This window comes from Citrobacter sp. On2M, from assembly GCF_018035235.1.
Lineage (GTDB): Bacteria > Pseudomonadota > Gammaproteobacteria > Enterobacterales > Enterobacteriaceae > Citrobacter > Citrobacter meridianamericanus.
On the sequence record NZ_WPCV01000005.1, the window covers coordinates 422,682 to 438,812 of the forward strand.

Consider the following 16,131-nt stretch of genomic DNA (forward strand, 5'->3'; position numbering starts at 1 on the left):
CAATATTTTTAACCATGCCCTGGCTTGTTGCAGCCCAGGGCCATGACGCGGATGTTTAACTATGCGCATTCCTCGCATTTATCACCCAGAGCCACTCACTTCCGGTAGCCAAATTTCACTGTGTGAAGATGCTGCCAACCATATCGGCCGCGTACTACGTATGGGGCCAGGCCAGCCGCTACAGCTGTTTGATGGCAGCAATCAGGTATTCGACGCCGAAATTACCCACGCCAGTAAAAAAAGCGTGGAGGTGAAGGTGCTTAACGCAGAACTCGACGATCGGGAATCACCGTTGCATATCCACCTGGGTCAGGTGATGTCGCGCGGTGAAAAAATGGAATTTACTATCCAGAAATCGATCGAACTGGGTGTAAGCCTCATTACACCACTTTTTTCTGAGCGTTGCGGCGTTAAACTGGACACTGAACGCCTGAACAAGAAGCTCCAGCAGTGGCAAAAAATCGCCATTGCCGCCTGCGAACAGTGCGGTCGTAATCGGGTGCCTGAAATTCGCCCGGCAATGGATCTGGAAGCATGGTGCGCAGAACAGGACGCAGGACTGAAACTCAATCTACATCCTCGCGCCAGCGCCAGTATCAACACGCTGCCGCTCCCGGTAGAGCGCATCCGCTTGCTGATTGGCCCGGAAGGTGGGTTGTCGGCAGATGAAATTGCCATGACCGCACGGTATCAGTTTACTGATATTCTGTTAGGACCTCGCGTTCTGCGTACTGAGACAACTGCGCTCACCGCCATTACCGCGCTACAGGTGCGTTTTGGCGATCTGGGCTAACGGAGAAAAACAATGATCAAGCTCGGCATCGTGATGGATCCCATCGCAAGCATCAACATCAAGAAAGATTCCAGCTTCGCTATGCTGCTGGAAGCACAACGTCGCGGTTACGAAATTCATTATATGGAGATGGCCGATCTTTATCTGATTAACGGTGAGGCCCGCGCCCATACGCGTACCCTGAGCGTAGAGCAGAACTACGACAAATGGTATGAGTTCAAAAGCGAGCAGGATCTCCCGTTGGCAGACCTGGACGTTATTCTGATGCGTAAGGATCCGCCGTTTGATACCGAGTTCATCTACGCAACCTATATTCTGGAACGTGCAGAAGAGAAAGGAACACTGATCGTCAACAAGCCGCAGAGCCTGCGCGATTGCAACGAAAAGTTGTTCACAGCATGGTTTGCCGACCTGACGCCGGAAACACTGGTCACGCGTAATAAAGCGCAGTTGAAAGCCTTCTGGCAAAAACACAGCGACATCATACTTAAGCCGCTGGACGGCATGGGCGGGGCCTCTATTTTCCGCGTGAAGGAAGGCGATCCGAACCTTGGCGTTATTGCGGAAACGCTGACCGAGCACGGTACCCGCTACTGCATGGCGCAGAACTATCTGCCGGCCATTAAAGATGGCGATAAACGCGTCCTGGTGGTCGATGGCGAACCTGTTCCATATTGCCTGGCGCGTATTCCACAGGGTGGAGAAACCCGGGGCAACCTGGCTGCAGGTGGTCGTGGCGAGCCGCGTCCCTTAACCGACAGTGACTGGGAAATCGCCCGTCGCATTGGGCCAACGCTGAAAGCGAAAGGTTTGATTTTTGTCGGTCTGGATATCATTGGCGATCGTCTGACGGAAATTAACGTCACCAGCCCAACCTGTATTCGCGAGATTGAAGCGGAGTTCCCGGTTTCGATTACCGGTATGCTGATGGACGCTATTGAAGCTCGTCTGCAAAAATAAAAAAATTCGCCGGTAGAAGGGACCCTACCAATACTCATAGTGACAGCGCTCCTGTTTGTACGCATACTGGGCGCTGTTGCTTTTTTGAACCAGGAAACAGAACCTCTGACAATGAATTTACAGCATCACTTTCTAATTGCCATGCCTGCTCTCCAGGATCCAATTTTCCGCCGTTCCGTGGTGTATATCTGCGAACACAATGAGAACGGTGCAATGGGGATTATCGTCAATAAGCCTCTGGAAAACTTACAAATTGAAGGGATTCTGGAAAAGCTGAAGATTACTCCAGAAGAACGCGATCCGGCCATTCGTCTGGATAAGCCCGTGATGCTCGGCGGCCCGCTGGCAGAAGATCGTGGATTTATTCTTCATACCCCACCGTCGCGCTTTGCGTCCAGTATTCGCATCTCTGATAACACCATCATTACGACTTCCCGCGATGTATTAGAAACGCTGGGCACGCAGGAGCAACCGTCCGAAGTGCTGGTGGCATTAGGCTATTCATCATGGGAAAAGGGCCAGCTGGAACAAGAGTTACTGGATAACGCCTGGCTCACCGCCCCCGCCGACCTCAACATTCTGTTTAAAACGCCGATTGCCGACCGCTGGCGCGACGCAGCCAAACTTATCGGGATAGATATTCAGACCATGCCCGGCGTGGCGGGACACGCATGATGAGCGGAACATTACTCTCTTTTGATTTTGGTACAAAAAGCATCGGCGTCGCGGTGGGTCAGCGTATTACCGGTACGGCCAGGCCATTGCCCGCCATCAAAGCACAGGACGGTACGCCAGACTGGAATTTGATTGAACGCCTGCTGAAAGAGTGGCAACCGGATGAAATCATTGTCGGCCTGCCGCTCAACATGGATGGCACCGAACAGCCCCTTACCGCGCGCGCGCGTAAATTCGCTAACCGCATTCATGGTCGCTTTGGCGTAACCGTAACGCTGCACGATGAACGTTTGAGCACCGTCGAAGCCCGCTCAGGCCTGTTTGAGCAAGGCGGTTATCGGGCATTGAATAAAGGCAAAGTGGACTCCGCTTCTGCCGTTATTATCCTGGAAAGCTATTTCGAGCAGGGCTACTAAAGCCGCCCCAGCGCCTGCCGCTGCTGCTTGCTTTGTGCAAACGACTGCATACCTGTCTGCTGCCCGGTTTGAATCACGCTGGGTAGCTGATGTGTTTTCCCTTCGCGGATCAAATTGCCCACGGCGGGCGTGTTGACGAGCAGCTCGAATAGCGCCACGCGTCCCCCCTGCTTATCCTCCTCCAGCTTTTGCGAAAGAACCGCCTTTAGGCTGTCTGCCAGCTGGTTACGCACCGGATCTTTCTCTGTTGCTGCAAAGGAATCCACCAGCCGTGCGATAGCCTGCACCGCCCCGCGCGTATGTAACGTTGCCAGCACCAGATGTCCGGTCTCCGCCGCCGTTAATGCCAGCCGAATGGTTTCCACGTCGCGCAGCTCGCCCAGCAAAATGACGTCAGGATCTTCGCGTAACGCACCGCGCAAACCGGCGGCAAAAGAGGTGCAGTGTACGCCCACCTCCCGCTGTTGAATCAGACAACGTCGACTGGTGTAGCGATATTCAATAGGATCTTCCAGCGTCAGAATGTGTCCCTCACTATGCTGATTAAGATACTCCACCATCGCCGCCAGGGTCGTAGATTTACCGCTGCCGGTGGCGCCCGTCACCAGAATTAATCCATTTTCACTGTGCAGCAGTTCAGGTATGACCGTGGGGGTCTGGAGATCGTCTAAATGAGGACAATCCAGCGGTAGCAGTCTTAACGCCAGCGACGTTCCCTGTTGATGGGCAAATGCGCTGACGCGCAGCCGCCGGGAGTCTGTCAGAGTAACGGCAAAATCAATCTGCCCCTGCTCCTGCAACTGTACCTGTTGTTGCTCACTGAGCCAGCACATCAGCAGATTCTCTACGTCAGGCGCGGTAAATGGCGCACTTTCGACTTTTCCACGCCTGCGCCAACGCGCAGGCCATGCATTGCACAGGTGTAGATCCGACACGTTATGCTTTACACTAAGGGCCACTATTTCTTCCATATTCATATGAACATCCTCGGAAAATGAACGATATCGCGCATAACCTGGCACATGTCCGGGACAAAATCTCAGCCGCCGCGACGCGTTGCGGGCGGTCTTCAGAAGAAGTTATGTTGCTTGCAGTCAGCAAAACCAAACCTGCGAGCGCCATCGAAGAAGCCATTACCGCGGGGCAGCGTGCCTTCGGTGAAAACTATGTTCAGGAAGGGGTGGATAAAATCCGCTACTTCCAGGAAAAAGGCGTCAACGATCTGCAGTGGCACTTTATCGGCCCGCTGCAGTCCAACAAAAGTCGTCTGGTCGCTGAACATTTTGACTGGTGCCATACGATTGATCGTCTGCGCATCGCTGCCCGCCTGAGCGAACAGCGCCCAGAAGGCCTGCCGCCGCTGAATGTGCTGATCCAGATTAATATCAGCGATGAGAACAGTAAGTCGGGGATTCCGTTGGCAGAGCTTGATGCCCTGGCCGCTGAAGTCGCCGCGCTGCCGCGCATTACCCTGCGAGGTTTGATGGCTATTCCGGCGCCAGAGTCAGATTATGTAAGGCAGTTTGAAGTTGCACAGCAAATGGCGGTAGCATTTGCCGGGTTGAAAACACGCTACCCAAATATCGATACGCTCTCACTGGGGATGTCTGATGATATGGATGCCGCTATCGCGGCGGGTAGCACAATGGTGCGCATCGGCACTGCCATTTTTGGTGCTCGTGATTACACTAAAAAATAAGGAAAACTAAGGAACACCATGAATACGTTGACCTTCCTGCTCTCAACGGTAATTGAGCTGTATACCATGGCGCTTCTGCTGCGCGTGTGGATGCAATGGTCTCGCTGCGATTTCTACAACCCGTTCTCGCAGTTTATTGTGAAAATCACTCAGCCCATTATCGGCCCGTTACGCCGTATTATTCCGCCGATGGGGCCAATTGACAGCGCATCAGCATTGGTTGCACTCGTTCTCAGCTTTATCAAAGCCATCGTGCTGTTTAAGGTGGTCACGTTCCAGCCGATCATCTGGATCGCCGCCGTACTGATTGTCCTGAAGACCATTGGGCTGCTGATTTTCTGGGTGCTGCTGGTGATGGCGATTATGAGCTGGGTCAGCCAGGGCCGCAGCCCGGTGGAGTACGTGCTGATTCAACTGGCGGATCCACTGTTGCGTCCTATTCGTCGTATCCTTCCTGGTATGGGCGGGATCGATTTCTCTCCGATGATCCTGGTTCTGCTGCTCTATGTCATCAACATGGGGATCGCGGAAGTATTACAAGCGACAGGCAACATACTGCTGCCGGGGCTGTGGATGGCGCTATGAGTGCCGTAACACCCTGCGATGACGGTCTGGTTTTACGGCTCTACATTCAGCCGAAAGCCAGCCGTGACAGTATTGTGGGTTTACATGGCGACGAGCTAAAAGTCGCCATTACCGCCCCACCGGTTGATGGACAAGCCAACAGTCATCTGGTGAAGTTTCTCGGCAAACAGTTCCGCGTAGCGAAAAGCCAGGTCGTCATTGAGAAGGGCGAGCTTGGCCGCCATAAACAGGTTAAAATTATTCATCCGCAACAAATCCCGCCCGAAATTGCGGCACTAACTGATTAGGTATCCCATGCAAAAAGTTGTCCTTGCGACCGGCAATGCCGGTAAAGTGCGTGAACTCGCCTCTCTTCTGAGTGATTTCGGTCTTGATGTTGTTGCCCAAACGGATCTGGGTGTTGATTCTGCAGAAGAGACCGGGCTGACGTTTATTGAGAACGCCATTCTGAAGGCGCGTCATGCCGCACAAATTACAGGTTTGCCAGCCATTGCTGATGACTCCGGCCTGGCGGTTAATGCCCTTGGCGGCGCGCCTGGCATCTATTCGGCCCGCTATTCCGGTGAGGATGCGACTGACAGACAGAACCTGGAAAAACTGCTGCACACCCTGCGGGATGTCCCGGATGACCAGCGTCAGGCGCAATTCCACTGCGTGCTAGTGTATATGCGCCATGCGGACGATCCCACGCCTTTAGTGTGCCACGGAAGCTGGCCGGGCGTGATTACCCGTGAACCGGCCGGAAACGGTGGTTTTGGTTACGACCCAATCTTTTTTGTGCCGTCCGAAGGAAAAACAGCTGCAGAGCTAACCCGCGAAGAAAAAAGTGCGATTTCTCACCGCGGGCAGGCGCTGAAGCTGCTGCTGGATGCCCTGCGTAATGGTTAAGCTTCCGCCGCTAAGTCTTTATATTCACATCCCGTGGTGCGTGCAGAAATGCCCGTACTGCGACTTTAACTCGCATGCGCTCAAGGGCGAGGTTCCTCATGACGACTATGTTCAGCACCTGCTGAGCGATCTCGATTCTGAGGTGGCCCACGCCCAGGGACGTGAAGTAAAGACGATTTTTATCGGTGGTGGTACGCCGAGCCTGCTTTCTGGCCCGGCAATGCAAACGCTGCTCGACGGCGTGCGCGCACGGCTGAATGTGGCCGCAGATGCAGAAATCACCATGGAGGCGAATCCCGGGACGGTGGAAGCCGCTCGCTTTGTTGATTATCAACGCGCTGGCGTAAATCGTATCTCGATTGGCGTACAGAGCTTTAGCTCCACCAAGCTCGAACGTCTGGGACGTATTCACGGGCCGGAAGAAGCCAAACGCGCAGCGCACCTGGCGAGTGGTCTGGGACTACGCAGCTTTAACCTCGACCTGATGCATGGTTTACCGGATCAGACGCTGGAAGAGGCGCTGGGTGATTTGCAGCAGGCCATCGCGCTCAATCCGCCGCATCTTTCCTGGTATCAGTTGACCATCGAACCCAACACGCTGTTCGGGTCCCGACCGCCGGTATTACCGGACGACGACGCGCTGTGGGATATTTTTGAGCAAGGCCACCAGTTGCTGACCGCCGCCGGGTATCAGCAGTACGAAACCTCAGCCTATGCGAAGCCGGGCTATCAGTGTCAGCACAATCTTAATTACTGGCGTTTTGGCGACTATCTTGGCATTGGCTGTGGCGCCCATGGCAAAGTCACGTTCCCTGACGGTCGCATTCTGCGCACCACTAAAACGCGGCATCCGCGCGGGTACATGCAGGGGCGTTATCTGGAAAGTCAGCGTGATGTCGCCGAGGCCGATAAACCATTCGAGTTCTTTATGAACCGTTTCCGGCTACTGGAAGCCGCGCCTCGCGCGGAGTTCACGCAATATACCGGGCTTACCGAAGACGTTATTCGTCAACAGATCGATGAAGCTATCGCCCTGGGCTACCTGAGTGAATGCGATGAATACTGGCAGGTTACCCAACACGGTAAGCTGTTTTTGAACTCCCTCCTTGAATTGTTCCTCGCAGAATAATCACCGATGCGCCTGCGGGCGCATATTTATTTCGCCCTATAAAACCATAAACTCGGTAAAACCGAATATATCAGAAGTTATTTCTGAACAATACCTGCATTAATTATTTTATGTTGTTCAAATACCCCCCCACTCAAAAGTAAATATATTGAACACAGCGCACAAAATAAGATCAAACTACTGCCATGTGAAAGGTATCTGATTAAGATAGCGAATAGATGTCTGACAACTATGAAGACTTATCATACAGAAACAGTTTGGACATTATGAGATGTCAACCAATTACTGTACCTTAAAGCACGGAGCTTACTTATGAAAATCAGAACCTTTTCCCGCTCGTTGGTCTGTGCGTCCTTACTGACGTTGCTTAGCGCTGGCGTAAATGCTGCTGAGAAAGTTACCCTTAAACTGGCACACAACCTGGAACGAAGCCATGTTGTCCACCAGGCCTTTGAAGAGATGGCCAAAGAGGTGAAACAACTGTCCGACGGCAAAATGACTGTGCGAATTTATCCCAGCAGCCAAATGGGTAATGCTCGTGAAACAATGGAGCTATTGCAAAATGGTGCGCTGGATATGACCAAAGGTTCTGCCAGTGATTTAGAGTCTTTTGATAATATTTACGCTATTTATAATTTACCTTTCTTATTTAAAGATCAAAATCATTTCAACAAGGTTGTATTTGGTGAGGTTGGTAAAGAAATTATGGAATCCACTAAAGAGAAAGGATTCTTTGCTTTGTCTGCCTATGTTGCCGGTACGCGTAGTTTTTATGCTAAACAGCCAATTACCAAGCCAGACGATCTAAAAGGTCTAAAAGTCCGTGTTCAGCCCAGCCCAACAACCATTAAAATGATTGAGTTGATGGGGGGATCACCTACGCCAATTTCCTTTGGCGAAGTTTATACAGCGATGCAGCAAGGCGTAGTGGATGGCGCGGAGAACAACGTCCCGTCATGGGTACAAACCCGCCATATTGAAATTGCCAAGGTGTTCTCCGAAGACGAGCATGCCTCTATTCCAGATTTTCTGGTTATCTCGACCAAAACATGGAACAAATTGACGCCAGAGCAACAACAAATACTCGCCCAGGCTGCTAAAAACTCCGAAGCTTATCAACAAAAATTGTGGGATAAAATCGATGCCGATACCCGTGCTCAGGCAAAAGCCATGGGTGGCGAAATCGTGAAAGTAGAAAAAGCCCCTTTCCGTGCTGCCGTTCAGCCACTGTTTGATGATTTCAAAAAAGACCCAAAACAAGCCGCCCTGCTGGCGAAGTTTGAAGACGCTGCACAATAACCTTAAGGGCCAGTAACTGGCCCCGTTTCACCAGGATCCTAATGATGATATTTAACCGCCTTAAACTTGCGGTAGACCGCGTCATTGCTACATTTTCGGTCACCGTAATGATTGCGCTGGTTGTCTGCGTAGTCTGGCAGGTTTTTAGCCGCTACGTACTCAATCAGCCCAGTACCTTAACTGACGAACTGGCGCGCTTCTTAATGATCTGGGTCGGATTATTAGGTGCAGCCTATACCGTAGGTGCCCAACGCCACCTGTCCATCGATCTACTGGCCATGTCGATCAATAAACGTAAACAGGCTTTGTTGAGCATATTCATTAATCTGCTGATTTTCGGCTTTGCTGGCTCAGTCATCGTCACTGGCGGTATCAAGCTGATTAATAAAACACTGGCAACGGCACAAGTTTCTGCGGCCATGCAAATACCGATGGGCTATGTGTATATCATCCTGCCGCTAAGCGGCGCAGTCATGATGTTCTACGCCCTGTGGTTTATTCACCAAAATGTTCAGCAATTGAAAAAATCTTCTCTGGGAGCAATTTGATGGACGGTTATATCGCACTTACCCTATTCGGCTGCTTCTTTGCTCTGGTATTTATTGGCGTACCTATCTCTTTCTCTATTGGCATTGCCACCGTGGCCTCCATGCTGCTGATGTTTCCCTGGGATGTTGCCGTTATCACCGTCTCTCAGCGCCTGGCAAATGGATTAGATAATTTTGCCCTACTGGCTATCCCATTTTTCATCTTCGCGGGTACGCTGATGAACAGCGGTGGGATCGCCATCCGGCTAATTAACCTGGCGCAGGTGATGGTTGGACGAGTTCCTGGTTCACTTGGTCATGTCAACGTGCTGGCAAACATGATGTTTGGTTCGATTTCCGGCTCTGCCGTTGCCGCTGCTGCTGCCGTTGGCGGTACACTTAATCCTATTCAGACAAAGCAAGGATACGATCCAACCTTCTCTACAGCCGTTAACGTTTCCTCCTGTATTACCGGGCTGTTAATCCCACCATCAAATGTGTTAATTGTGTTTTCTCTCACTGCCGGCGGTGTTTCGGTTGCCTCGTTGTTTATGGCGGGTTATTTACCTGGGATCCTGATGGGGCTTTCTATCATGGTGGTATGCGCGATTATCGCCAAACGCCGTGGTTATCCCCTGTCGGAAAGACCAACCTGCGCACAGGCAGTAAAAGCGCTTCTGGATGCGCTACCGAGTCTGTTACTGGTCATTATTGTGATGGGCGGTATTTTGGGTGGGATCTTTACCGCAACAGAAGCCTCAGCGATTGCTGTCATCTACACCTTCATTCTCTCGGTGCTGATTTATCGGGAAGTTAAATGGCGTGATTTACCAAAACTGATCCTGGAATCAGTCGTGATGACCTCTATTGTACTGTTACTGATCGGCTTCTCTGTCGGCATGTCCTGGGCAATGACCAATGCCGATATTCCTTATATGATCAGTGATACATTAATGGGTATTTCCGATAATCCACTGATTATTCTACTATTAATCAATATTGTATTGCTGGTTGTTGGGATCTTTATGGATATGACCCCGGCAGTACTGATCTTTACCCCCATTTTCTTGCCAATCGCTCAAGAGCTGGGTATGGATCCGGTACATTTCGGCATCATGATGGTCGCCAACCTGTGTATTGGTTTGCTGACACCACCTGTAGGAAGTGCATTGTTTGTGGGTTGTTCAATCTCAGGCGTGAAGATTCAGCAATTGATCAAACCCCTGCTGCCATTTTACGCCGCATTGCTGGTCGCACTTATGATGATCATATACATTCCACAGATCTCTCTGTTTATTCCACAGATGCTGGGGTTGATGTAAATACGAAGAGTTACAGAGACAAGCTATCTCTGGAGAATGCCCCAACGTGACGGTTGGGGCATTTTTTATGCAATTAGTACTGATTAAACATTTCCTGGATCTGCTTAGGATCCTTGGTCTGCGTCAGCGCCAGCTGCAGCAGCACGCGGGCTTTTTGCGGATTCAGCGAGCCTGAAGCCACAAAGCCGTACTTCGCATCATCAACTTCAGCATCCTGGGTGGTGGCGCCCGTTGGTACACGGGATGAACGCACCACAACGGTACCTTTATGCGCGGCAGTTGCCAGCGTATCGAAAATGGTTTTATACAGGTTACCGTTACCTACACCCGCACTGACGATCCCGGCGTACCCCGCGTCCACCAATGCTTTGGCTGGCAGGTCGGAGGCGTTAGCGTAGTTATAAACAATCCCAACTTTCGGCAGCTCGGTCAGCTTAGAAACATCGAACGGCGTGGATGTGGTGTGCTTACGCGCAGGCGTACGCTGGTAGTCGATTTTACCGTTATGGATATAGCCCAAAGGACCATAGTTAACGGATTTGAAGGTAGCGACATCCGTAGTGTTGGTTTTGGTCACGTCGCGACCATCCATAACGGTGTCGTTCATCACCACGAGCACACCGCGGTTGGCAGAGGCTTTATCTGCGGCGGTTACCACGGCGTTATATAAGTTGAACGGGCCATCAGCGCTCATACCCGTAGACGGACGCATAGCACCTACCAGCACCACAGGCTTGTTGCATTTGACAGTCAGATCGAGGAAATAGGCGGTTTCTTCCATGGTATCCGTACCATGTGTTACCACGAAGCCGTCTGTTTTATCACACTCGGTATTAATCTTTTTCGCCAGCGTTAACCAGACGTCGTCATTCATATCCTGAGAGCCGATGTTCACCACCTGCTCGCCTTTAACCACGGCGATATCTTTCAACTGAGGTACGGCTTCAACCAGATTTTCTACGCCGACCTTGCCTGCAGTGTAGTTAGATTTTGTCGCGGAATCACCACCGCCGGCAATCGTCCCACCGGTCGCTAAAATAGTGATATTTGGCAGTGCAAGCGCCGCGCCGCTGAAACCCATAACCAGTGCGGCAAGTGCCGTTCTCTTGAAAAACTCCATGTTATTTCTCCAGTTACTTGAATTTGCAGCATTATGTCTATCTCACAGATGAATAATGTGACGCCATCCAATTAACCAGATTTATATCTCCATCAAATTGTCATTCTTAGAGATGGATATCAAAAAAACAGAAATATACAAAATAAAACGGCACAGAATGTTTCTGTGCCGTTAAAAAGAGGTGAAGATTATTTCAGAGTGCTAACCAGCGTTTTACGATCGTTTTCCAGCGTCACGACGCGGGCACAAACATCTTTGCCAAATTGCTGGAAGTCTTGTTCCTGATTCTTCCATTCATTTTGAATTGAAGTCTGCAAACCACCGAGGCTTCCGAGTACGCCCTGCAGCGGATTACCGCCGCCTTTCAGCACGGCTTTGGCGCCCATTTCGTTGATACTGTCCTGCAAAATACCGCCCATCGCCTGATTCACCAGTTGCTGTCCGTCCGCGCGAACCTGGTCAATCGCCTTATAATGGAAGGTCAGACCGTCAGTACGATGCTCAATGATCCGGTTCATCTGCTCTTTCAGTTGCGCATCGAGCTTGGTTAAACGCCCGCGCATATTGCTGCTTTCACCGACTTCTTTGGCAATGATTTTATCCAGCGCTACGCGACCTTTCTCAACACGCTCTCTGGCACCGTCGTCAATCCACGGCAGGCTGCTACGCAACGCCGCCTGATAATCTTTGGCCTGCTCACGCTGTGCGGCGCTCAGGGTGTACTGTTTACCATTGAAGGTGATATCTCCGGCCTGAGTAATCACCAGGTCGCCGTTCTCTCCCTTCACCTGAACCGTTTGTGGGCTCAAAATCACATCGTCACGCGGGGTGACGCTGCACTTATAATCTGCATGTGCGGCCATCGCCGTAAACGTCAGAACTGCCGCCAGCAGCGTTTTGCGCATCATATCTTTCCCTCAAGACAAATCGGGCCGGCATTTGCCGACCCTGTGCTACTTAGTCCCACCAAATATCGAAAAGTTCGCTGGTACGCACTTCTTCGAGCTTGTGCTCTTCCAGCCACTTACGCACGATTGCCTGATGTTCTTCGGTGCATTTGCCGATTTCCTGCAGACAGATCAAACCTTCCCAGGCCAGATAGCCGCTGCCATCAAAAGCCAGCTTGTTCGGTTCAATAACTTCATTGATAAAGTCATCAACGATTTGATCGACCTGCTCTCCAGATGTACCTTCCGGGAAACGCCATGCAACCGAAAATCCTACTTCCTGGAATTCGTCGATGTGCATCTTTTTACGCAGACGACGGCTACGGTTCTTTGCCATTATTTCACCCTCTCGAACATTAAGTCCCATACGCCGTGGCCAAGACGATGACCACGTTGTTCAAATTTGGTTACCGGGCGCGATTGTGGGCGCGGTACATAATCGTTACTCTCTGACTGGTTTTTATACCCGTCAATGGAGGACATCACTTCCAGCATGTGTTCCGCATAAGCTTCCCAGTCGGTTGCCATGTGGAATACGCCACCCAGCTTCAGCTTGCTTAAGATGTGCTCAGCAAACGGTACCTGAACGATACGGCGTTTATTATGACGTGCTTTATGCCACGGGTCAGGGAAAAACAGCTGAACCATAGATAAGGAATTGTCAGGAATCATTTTATGCAGGACTTCAACGGCATCATGGCACATGACGCGCAGGTTTTCGACGCCCTCTTCATGCGCTGAAGCCAGACACGCGCCAACACCCGGGGAGTGAACCTCAATACCGAGGAAATTTTGCTCCGGACGCGCTTTCGCCATCGCCACCAGCGAAGCCCCCATACCAAAACCAATTTCAAGAGTGACTGGCGCATCACGACCAAACAGTTCAGCGAAATCCACGGGCTCTTCGCTGAACTCAACGCCCATCACCGGCCAGTAGTTTTCCAGCGCGTGTTCCTGCCCTTTGGTCAGTCGCCCCTGGCGACGAACAAAACTACGAATCCGGCGCAGAGGGCGGCCGTTTTCATCAAATTCCGGTGAAATGACGTCGTTCTTCATAAAAGTTTAGTCTGCTGTGTTTGAGTACTGAAAACGGGCATTATCCAAAGTTAGTTGCCGGATGCAAGTAAAGGAAGAAAGTGGGCAGCGGAAAGTTCCGGTTTACACCCCGTTGCCGCTGTGCTGCAATCTTGCCCCCGGCAATAATGAAACGGTAATCATGCAAGCGTCTCAATTCTCGGCTCAGGTGTTGAGCTGGTACGACAAATACGGGCGGAAAACGCTACCCTGGCAAATTGACAAGACGCCTTACAAAGTATGGCTCTCTGAGGTGATGCTGCAACAAACCCAGGTTGCGACCGTAATCCCCTATTTTGAGCGTTTTATGGCGCGCTTCCCAACGGTAACAGATTTAGCCCATGCGCCGCTGGATGAAGTCCTGCATTTATGGACCGGGCTGGGCTATTACGCCCGAGCGCGTAATCTGCATAAAGCCGCGCAGCAGGTTGTCACGCTACATGGCGGCACATTCCCGCAAACCTTTGATGAGGTGGCTGCTCTGCCAGGCGTCGGACGTTCAACCGCAGGCGCGATCCTTTCTCTTTCTCTGGGTCAGCATTTTCCGATTCTCGACGGTAACGTCAAACGCGTGCTGGCTCGCTGTTATGCTGTAAGCGGCTGGCCGGGTAAAAAAGAGGTCGAAAAGAAGCTGTGGGAGTTGAGCGAGCAGGTGACGCCCGCCCATGGCGTTGAGCGATTTAATCAGGCGATGATGGATTTAGGCGCCATGGTCTGTACGCGATCCAAGCCTAAATGTTCTCTGTGTCCGTTGGATAATGGCTGTGTGGCCAGCGCCAATGCAAGCTGGGCGCTTTACCCGGGTAAAAAGCCCAAACAAACGCTGCCGGAACGGACGGGCTATTTTTTACTGATGCAGCATAATGACGAAGTATTGCTCGCGCAGCGCCCCCCCAGCGGCTTATGGGGTGGTTTATACTGTTTTCCGCAGTTTGACGATGAAAACGGGCTGCGCAACTGGCTGGCGCAACGGCAAATTAACGCAGATAATCTGACCCAACTTAATGCGTTTCGCCATACCTTTAGCCATTTCCACTTAGATATTGTGCCTATGTGGCTTCCCGTGTCTTCGTTCAGCTCATGCATGGATGAAGGCAACGTGCTCTGGTATAACTTAGCGCAACCGCCGTCGGTCGGACTGGCGGCCCCCGTGGAGCGTTTGTTACAGCAATTACGTGCCGGTACACACGTTTAACGTACCGGTCGATAGAGAGGATTTTTTATGAGCAGAACAATTTTTTGCACTTTCCTGCAACGCGAAGCCGAAGGCCAGGATTTTCAGCTGTACCCGGGCGATCTGGGGAAACGCATCTATAACGAAATTTCTAAAGAAGCATGGGCGCAATGGCAGCATAAGCAAACCATGCTGATTAACGAGAAGAAGCTTAATATGATGAACGTTGAGCACCGTAAACTGCTTGAGCAGGAGATGATCAATTTCCTGTTTGAAGGCAAAGATGTGCATATTGAAGGCTATACACCAGAGTCATAAGAGCCGTTGCCGGATGACGCTGTGCTTATCCGGCCTACGATTTAATCTGGTCCTTGCAAATAACAAACACAACACGCACTCCCGGAATGATGAAAAAATTTCTCGCGCTTGCCGTTATTGCGCCGTTGCTCATCTCCTGTTCCAGTTCGACCAAAAAAGGCGATTCCTATAACGAAGCCTGGGTCAAGGATACCAACGGTTTTGATATTCTGATGGGGCAATTTGCCCATAACATTGAGAATCTGTGGGGGTTTAAGGAAGTGCTGATTGCGGGTCCAAAGGACTACGTAAAGTATACCGATCAGTATCAAACCCGCAGCCATATCAACTTTGATGACGGCACGATAACCGTCGAAACCATAGCCGGGACAGATCCCGCCGGACACCTGCGTCGGGCGATTATCAAGACATTGCTGATGGGCGATGATCCGGGGTCTATCGACCTCTATTCCGATGTCGACGACATTAAGATTTCCAAAGAGCCGTTCCTGTACGGGCAAGTGGTCGATAATACTGGCCAGCCAATTCGTTGGGAGGGCCGCGCCACCAATTTCGCTGACTATCTGCTGAAAACGCGCCTGAAAAGCCGCAGCAACGGTATTCGCATCATCTATAGCGTGACAATCAATCTGGTACCGAACCACCTTGATAAGCGCGCCCATAAATACGTCGGCATGGTGCGTCAGGCTTCGCGTAAGTATGGCGTCGATGAGTCACTGATTCTGGCCATCATGCAAACCGAATCCTCATTTAACCCGTATGCGGTCAGCCATGCCGATGCGCTGGGGCTGATGCAGGTGGTGCAACACAGCGCCGGGAAAGATGTATTTCGTTCGCAGGGGCGCTCCGGCACGCCGAGCCGTAGCTTCCTGTTTGACCCGGCCAGCAACATTGATACCGGTACCGCTTATCTGGCAATGCTCAATAATGTCTATTTAGGCGGCATTGATAATCCAACCTCCCGTCGCTATGCGGTGATCACCGCGTATAACGGCGGTGCGGGCAGCGTGCTACGCGTTTTCTCGAACGATAAAATTCAGGCCGCAAATATTATCAACAGCATGACCCCGGGGGACGTTTATCAAACGCTGACCACCCGACATCCGTCTGCCGAATCACGCCGATACCTTTACAAGGTCAATTCCGCACAAAAATCATATCGACGCCGCTAATATATCCCCTCTCCTGCCCCGGAAAACGGGGCC

At 51.4% G+C, this 16,131-nt stretch carries 20 protein-coding genes; 15 read left to right on the top strand and 5 right to left on the bottom strand.

Annotated features, from left to right (window positions below; all coding sequences use genetic code 11):
- Nucleotides 1-61 precede the first annotated feature (61 nt).
- From rsmE to ruvX, 4 genes are all read left to right on the top strand, one after another.
- On the top strand, nucleotides 62-793 hold the full coding sequence (rsmE, locus tag On2M_RS19960) for a 16S rRNA (uracil(1498)-N(3))-methyltransferase (protein WP_210905352.1): 732 nt from the start codon (nucleotides 62-64) through the stop codon (nucleotides 791-793).
- A 12-nt stretch (nucleotides 794-805) separates the two neighbouring features.
- Nucleotides 806-1,753, top strand: a complete 948-nt coding sequence (gene gshB, locus On2M_RS19965; RefSeq protein WP_003027083.1) for a glutathione synthase — start codon at nucleotides 806-808, stop codon at nucleotides 1,751-1,753.
- Nucleotides 1,754-1,864: 111 nt separating this feature from the next.
- Nucleotides 1,865-2,428 carry a YqgE/AlgH family protein gene (locus On2M_RS19970; RefSeq protein ID WP_003027086.1) on the top strand — a complete coding sequence of 188 codons (564 nt, stop codon included), beginning with the start codon at nucleotides 1,865-1,867 and terminating at the stop codon, nucleotides 2,426-2,428.
- Complete coding sequence (ruvX, locus tag On2M_RS19975; protein ID WP_006686843.1) at nucleotides 2,428-2,844, top strand: Holliday junction resolvase RuvX; 417 nt, start codon at nucleotides 2,428-2,430, stop codon at nucleotides 2,842-2,844. The genes On2M_RS19970 and ruvX overlap by 1 nt, the downstream gene beginning before the upstream one ends.
- Here the strand turns inward: ruvX and On2M_RS19980 are convergent.
- Entirely contained in the window at nucleotides 2,841-3,821 is a 981-nt protein-coding gene (locus On2M_RS19980) for a type IV pilus twitching motility protein PilT (protein ID WP_151218354.1), read from the bottom strand. The two genes, ruvX and On2M_RS19980, sit on opposite strands and share 4 nt — an antisense overlap.
- A gap of 17 nt (nucleotides 3,822-3,838) precedes the next feature.
- Here On2M_RS19980 and On2M_RS19985 point away from each other — a divergent pair, with 17 nt between their 5' ends.
- From On2M_RS19985 to On2M_RS20020, 8 genes are all read left to right on the top strand, one after another.
- Nucleotides 3,839-4,543: a YggS family pyridoxal phosphate-dependent enzyme gene (locus On2M_RS19985; protein WP_151218355.1), complete on the top strand. Its 705-nt coding sequence runs from the start codon at nucleotides 3,839-3,841 to the stop codon at nucleotides 4,541-4,543.
- Between the two features lie 18 nt (nucleotides 4,544-4,561).
- Complete coding sequence (locus On2M_RS19990; RefSeq protein ID WP_003027097.1) at nucleotides 4,562-5,128, top strand: YggT family protein; 567 nt, start codon at nucleotides 4,562-4,564, stop codon at nucleotides 5,126-5,128.
- Nucleotides 5,125-5,415 (top strand): DUF167 family protein YggU, encoded by a 291-nt coding sequence (gene yggU / locus On2M_RS19995; RefSeq protein WP_005123286.1) that lies wholly within the window; start codon nucleotides 5,125-5,127, stop codon nucleotides 5,413-5,415. Before On2M_RS19990 ends, yggU begins: the two co-directional genes overlap by 4 nt.
- Before the next feature lie 7 nt (nucleotides 5,416-5,422).
- Nucleotides 5,423-6,016 (top strand): XTP/dITP diphosphatase, encoded by a 594-nt coding sequence (locus On2M_RS20000; protein ID WP_151218356.1) that lies wholly within the window; start codon nucleotides 5,423-5,425, stop codon nucleotides 6,014-6,016.
- Nucleotides 6,009-7,145, top strand: a complete 1,137-nt coding sequence (hemW, locus tag On2M_RS20005) for a radical SAM family heme chaperone HemW (protein ID WP_210905353.1) — start codon at nucleotides 6,009-6,011, stop codon at nucleotides 7,143-7,145. Before On2M_RS20000 ends, hemW begins: the two co-directional genes overlap by 8 nt.
- 312 nt (nucleotides 7,146-7,457) lie before the next feature.
- Nucleotides 7,458-8,444 carry a TRAP transporter substrate-binding protein gene (locus tag On2M_RS20010; protein ID WP_151218358.1) on the top strand — a complete coding sequence of 329 codons (987 nt, stop codon included), beginning with the start codon at nucleotides 7,458-7,460 and terminating at the stop codon, nucleotides 8,442-8,444.
- 44 nt (nucleotides 8,445-8,488) lie between these two features.
- Nucleotides 8,489-8,992, top strand: a complete 504-nt coding sequence (locus tag On2M_RS20015; RefSeq protein WP_151218399.1) for a TRAP transporter small permease — start codon at nucleotides 8,489-8,491, stop codon at nucleotides 8,990-8,992.
- Nucleotides 8,992-10,293 carry a TRAP transporter large permease subunit gene (locus On2M_RS20020; protein ID WP_151218359.1) on the top strand — a complete coding sequence of 434 codons (1,302 nt, stop codon included), beginning with the start codon at nucleotides 8,992-8,994 and terminating at the stop codon, nucleotides 10,291-10,293. Before On2M_RS20015 ends, On2M_RS20020 begins: the two co-directional genes overlap by 1 nt.
- A 73-nt stretch (nucleotides 10,294-10,366) precedes the next feature.
- Here On2M_RS20020 and ansB read toward each other — a convergent pair whose 3' ends face one another.
- The 4 genes from ansB to trmB form a co-directional block, all read right to left on the bottom strand.
- Nucleotides 10,367-11,413 carry an L-asparaginase 2 gene (ansB, locus tag On2M_RS20025; RefSeq protein ID WP_101742768.1) on the bottom strand — a complete coding sequence of 349 codons (1,047 nt, stop codon included), beginning with the start codon at nucleotides 11,411-11,413 and terminating at the stop codon, nucleotides 10,367-10,369.
- A gap of 188 nt (nucleotides 11,414-11,601) precedes the next feature.
- The gene (locus On2M_RS20030) at nucleotides 11,602-12,321 is read right to left on the bottom strand and encodes a DUF2884 domain-containing protein (protein WP_187253189.1); all 720 of its coding nucleotides are present in this window, start codon (nucleotides 12,319-12,321) and stop codon (nucleotides 11,602-11,604) included.
- A gap of 49 nt (nucleotides 12,322-12,370) precedes the next feature.
- The gene (locus tag On2M_RS20035; RefSeq protein ID WP_016154406.1) at nucleotides 12,371-12,697 is read right to left on the bottom strand and encodes a YggL family protein; all 327 of its coding nucleotides are present in this window, start codon (nucleotides 12,695-12,697) and stop codon (nucleotides 12,371-12,373) included.
- Nucleotides 12,697-13,416, bottom strand: a complete 720-nt coding sequence (trmB, locus tag On2M_RS20040) for a tRNA (guanosine(46)-N7)-methyltransferase TrmB (RefSeq protein WP_151218360.1) — start codon at nucleotides 13,414-13,416, stop codon at nucleotides 12,697-12,699. Before trmB ends, On2M_RS20035 begins: the two co-directional genes overlap by 1 nt.
- A gap of 160 nt (nucleotides 13,417-13,576) precedes the next feature.
- On the opposite strand from trmB, the gene mutY reads away from it, so the two are divergent.
- From mutY to mltC, 3 genes are all read left to right on the top strand, one after another.
- Nucleotides 13,577-14,629, top strand: coding sequence for an A/G-specific adenine glycosylase (gene mutY, locus On2M_RS20045; protein ID WP_210905354.1), 1,053 nt, complete (start codon nucleotides 13,577-13,579; stop codon nucleotides 14,627-14,629).
- A 27-nt stretch (nucleotides 14,630-14,656) separates the two neighbouring features.
- A complete protein-coding gene (locus On2M_RS20050) occupies nucleotides 14,657-14,926 on the top strand; it encodes an oxidative damage protection protein (RefSeq protein WP_003027126.1) in 270 nt (89 codons plus the stop codon).
- 86 nt (nucleotides 14,927-15,012) lie between these two features.
- Entirely contained in the window at nucleotides 15,013-16,098 is a 1,086-nt protein-coding gene (gene mltC, locus On2M_RS20055) for a membrane-bound lytic murein transglycosylase MltC (RefSeq protein ID WP_049001609.1), read from the top strand.
- The last annotated feature ends 33 nt before the right edge of the window (nucleotides 16,099-16,131 follow it).

What these genes read in the sequence shown, in the direction of transcription:
- rsmE (WP_210905352.1), top strand. Translation starts at nt 62, where the DNA reads ATGCGCATTCCTCGCATTTATCACCCAGAGCCACTCACTTCCGGTAGC.
- gshB (WP_003027083.1), top strand. Translation starts at nt 806, where the DNA reads ATGATCAAGCTCGGCATCGTGATGGATCCCATCGCAAGCATCAACATC.
- On2M_RS19970 (WP_003027086.1), top strand. Translation starts at nt 1,865, where the DNA reads ATGAATTTACAGCATCACTTTCTAATTGCCATGCCTGCTCTCCAGGAT.
- ruvX (WP_006686843.1), top strand. Translation starts at nt 2,428, where the DNA reads ATGAGCGGAACATTACTCTCTTTTGATTTTGGTACAAAAAGCATCGGC.
- On2M_RS19980 (WP_151218354.1), bottom strand. Translation starts at nt 3,821, where the DNA reads ATGAATATGGAAGAAATAGTGGCCCTTAGTGTAAAGCATAACGTGTCG.
- On2M_RS19985 (WP_151218355.1), top strand. Translation starts at nt 3,839, where the DNA reads ATGAACGATATCGCGCATAACCTGGCACATGTCCGGGACAAAATCTCA.
- On2M_RS19990 (WP_003027097.1), top strand. Translation starts at nt 4,562, where the DNA reads ATGAATACGTTGACCTTCCTGCTCTCAACGGTAATTGAGCTGTATACC.
- yggU (WP_005123286.1), top strand. Translation starts at nt 5,125, where the DNA reads ATGAGTGCCGTAACACCCTGCGATGACGGTCTGGTTTTACGGCTCTAC.
- On2M_RS20000 (WP_151218356.1), top strand. Translation starts at nt 5,423, where the DNA reads ATGCAAAAAGTTGTCCTTGCGACCGGCAATGCCGGTAAAGTGCGTGAA.
- hemW (WP_210905353.1), top strand. Translation starts at nt 6,009, where the DNA reads ATGGTTAAGCTTCCGCCGCTAAGTCTTTATATTCACATCCCGTGGTGC.
- On2M_RS20010 (WP_151218358.1), top strand. Translation starts at nt 7,458, where the DNA reads ATGAAAATCAGAACCTTTTCCCGCTCGTTGGTCTGTGCGTCCTTACTG.
- On2M_RS20015 (WP_151218399.1), top strand. Translation starts at nt 8,489, where the DNA reads ATGATATTTAACCGCCTTAAACTTGCGGTAGACCGCGTCATTGCTACA.
- On2M_RS20020 (WP_151218359.1), top strand. Translation starts at nt 8,992, where the DNA reads ATGGACGGTTATATCGCACTTACCCTATTCGGCTGCTTCTTTGCTCTG.
- ansB (WP_101742768.1), bottom strand. Translation starts at nt 11,413, where the DNA reads ATGGAGTTTTTCAAGAGAACGGCACTTGCCGCACTGGTTATGGGTTTC.
- On2M_RS20030 (WP_187253189.1), bottom strand. Translation starts at nt 12,321, where the DNA reads ATGATGCGCAAAACGCTGCTGGCGGCAGTTCTGACGTTTACGGCGATG.
- On2M_RS20035 (WP_016154406.1), bottom strand. Translation starts at nt 12,697, where the DNA reads ATGGCAAAGAACCGTAGCCGTCGTCTGCGTAAAAAGATGCACATCGAC.
- trmB (WP_151218360.1), bottom strand. Translation starts at nt 13,416, where the DNA reads ATGAAGAACGACGTCATTTCACCGGAATTTGATGAAAACGGCCGCCCT.
- mutY (WP_210905354.1), top strand. Translation starts at nt 13,577, where the DNA reads ATGCAAGCGTCTCAATTCTCGGCTCAGGTGTTGAGCTGGTACGACAAA.
- On2M_RS20050 (WP_003027126.1), top strand. Translation starts at nt 14,657, where the DNA reads ATGAGCAGAACAATTTTTTGCACTTTCCTGCAACGCGAAGCCGAAGGC.
- mltC (WP_049001609.1), top strand. Translation starts at nt 15,013, where the DNA reads ATGATGAAAAAATTTCTCGCGCTTGCCGTTATTGCGCCGTTGCTCATC.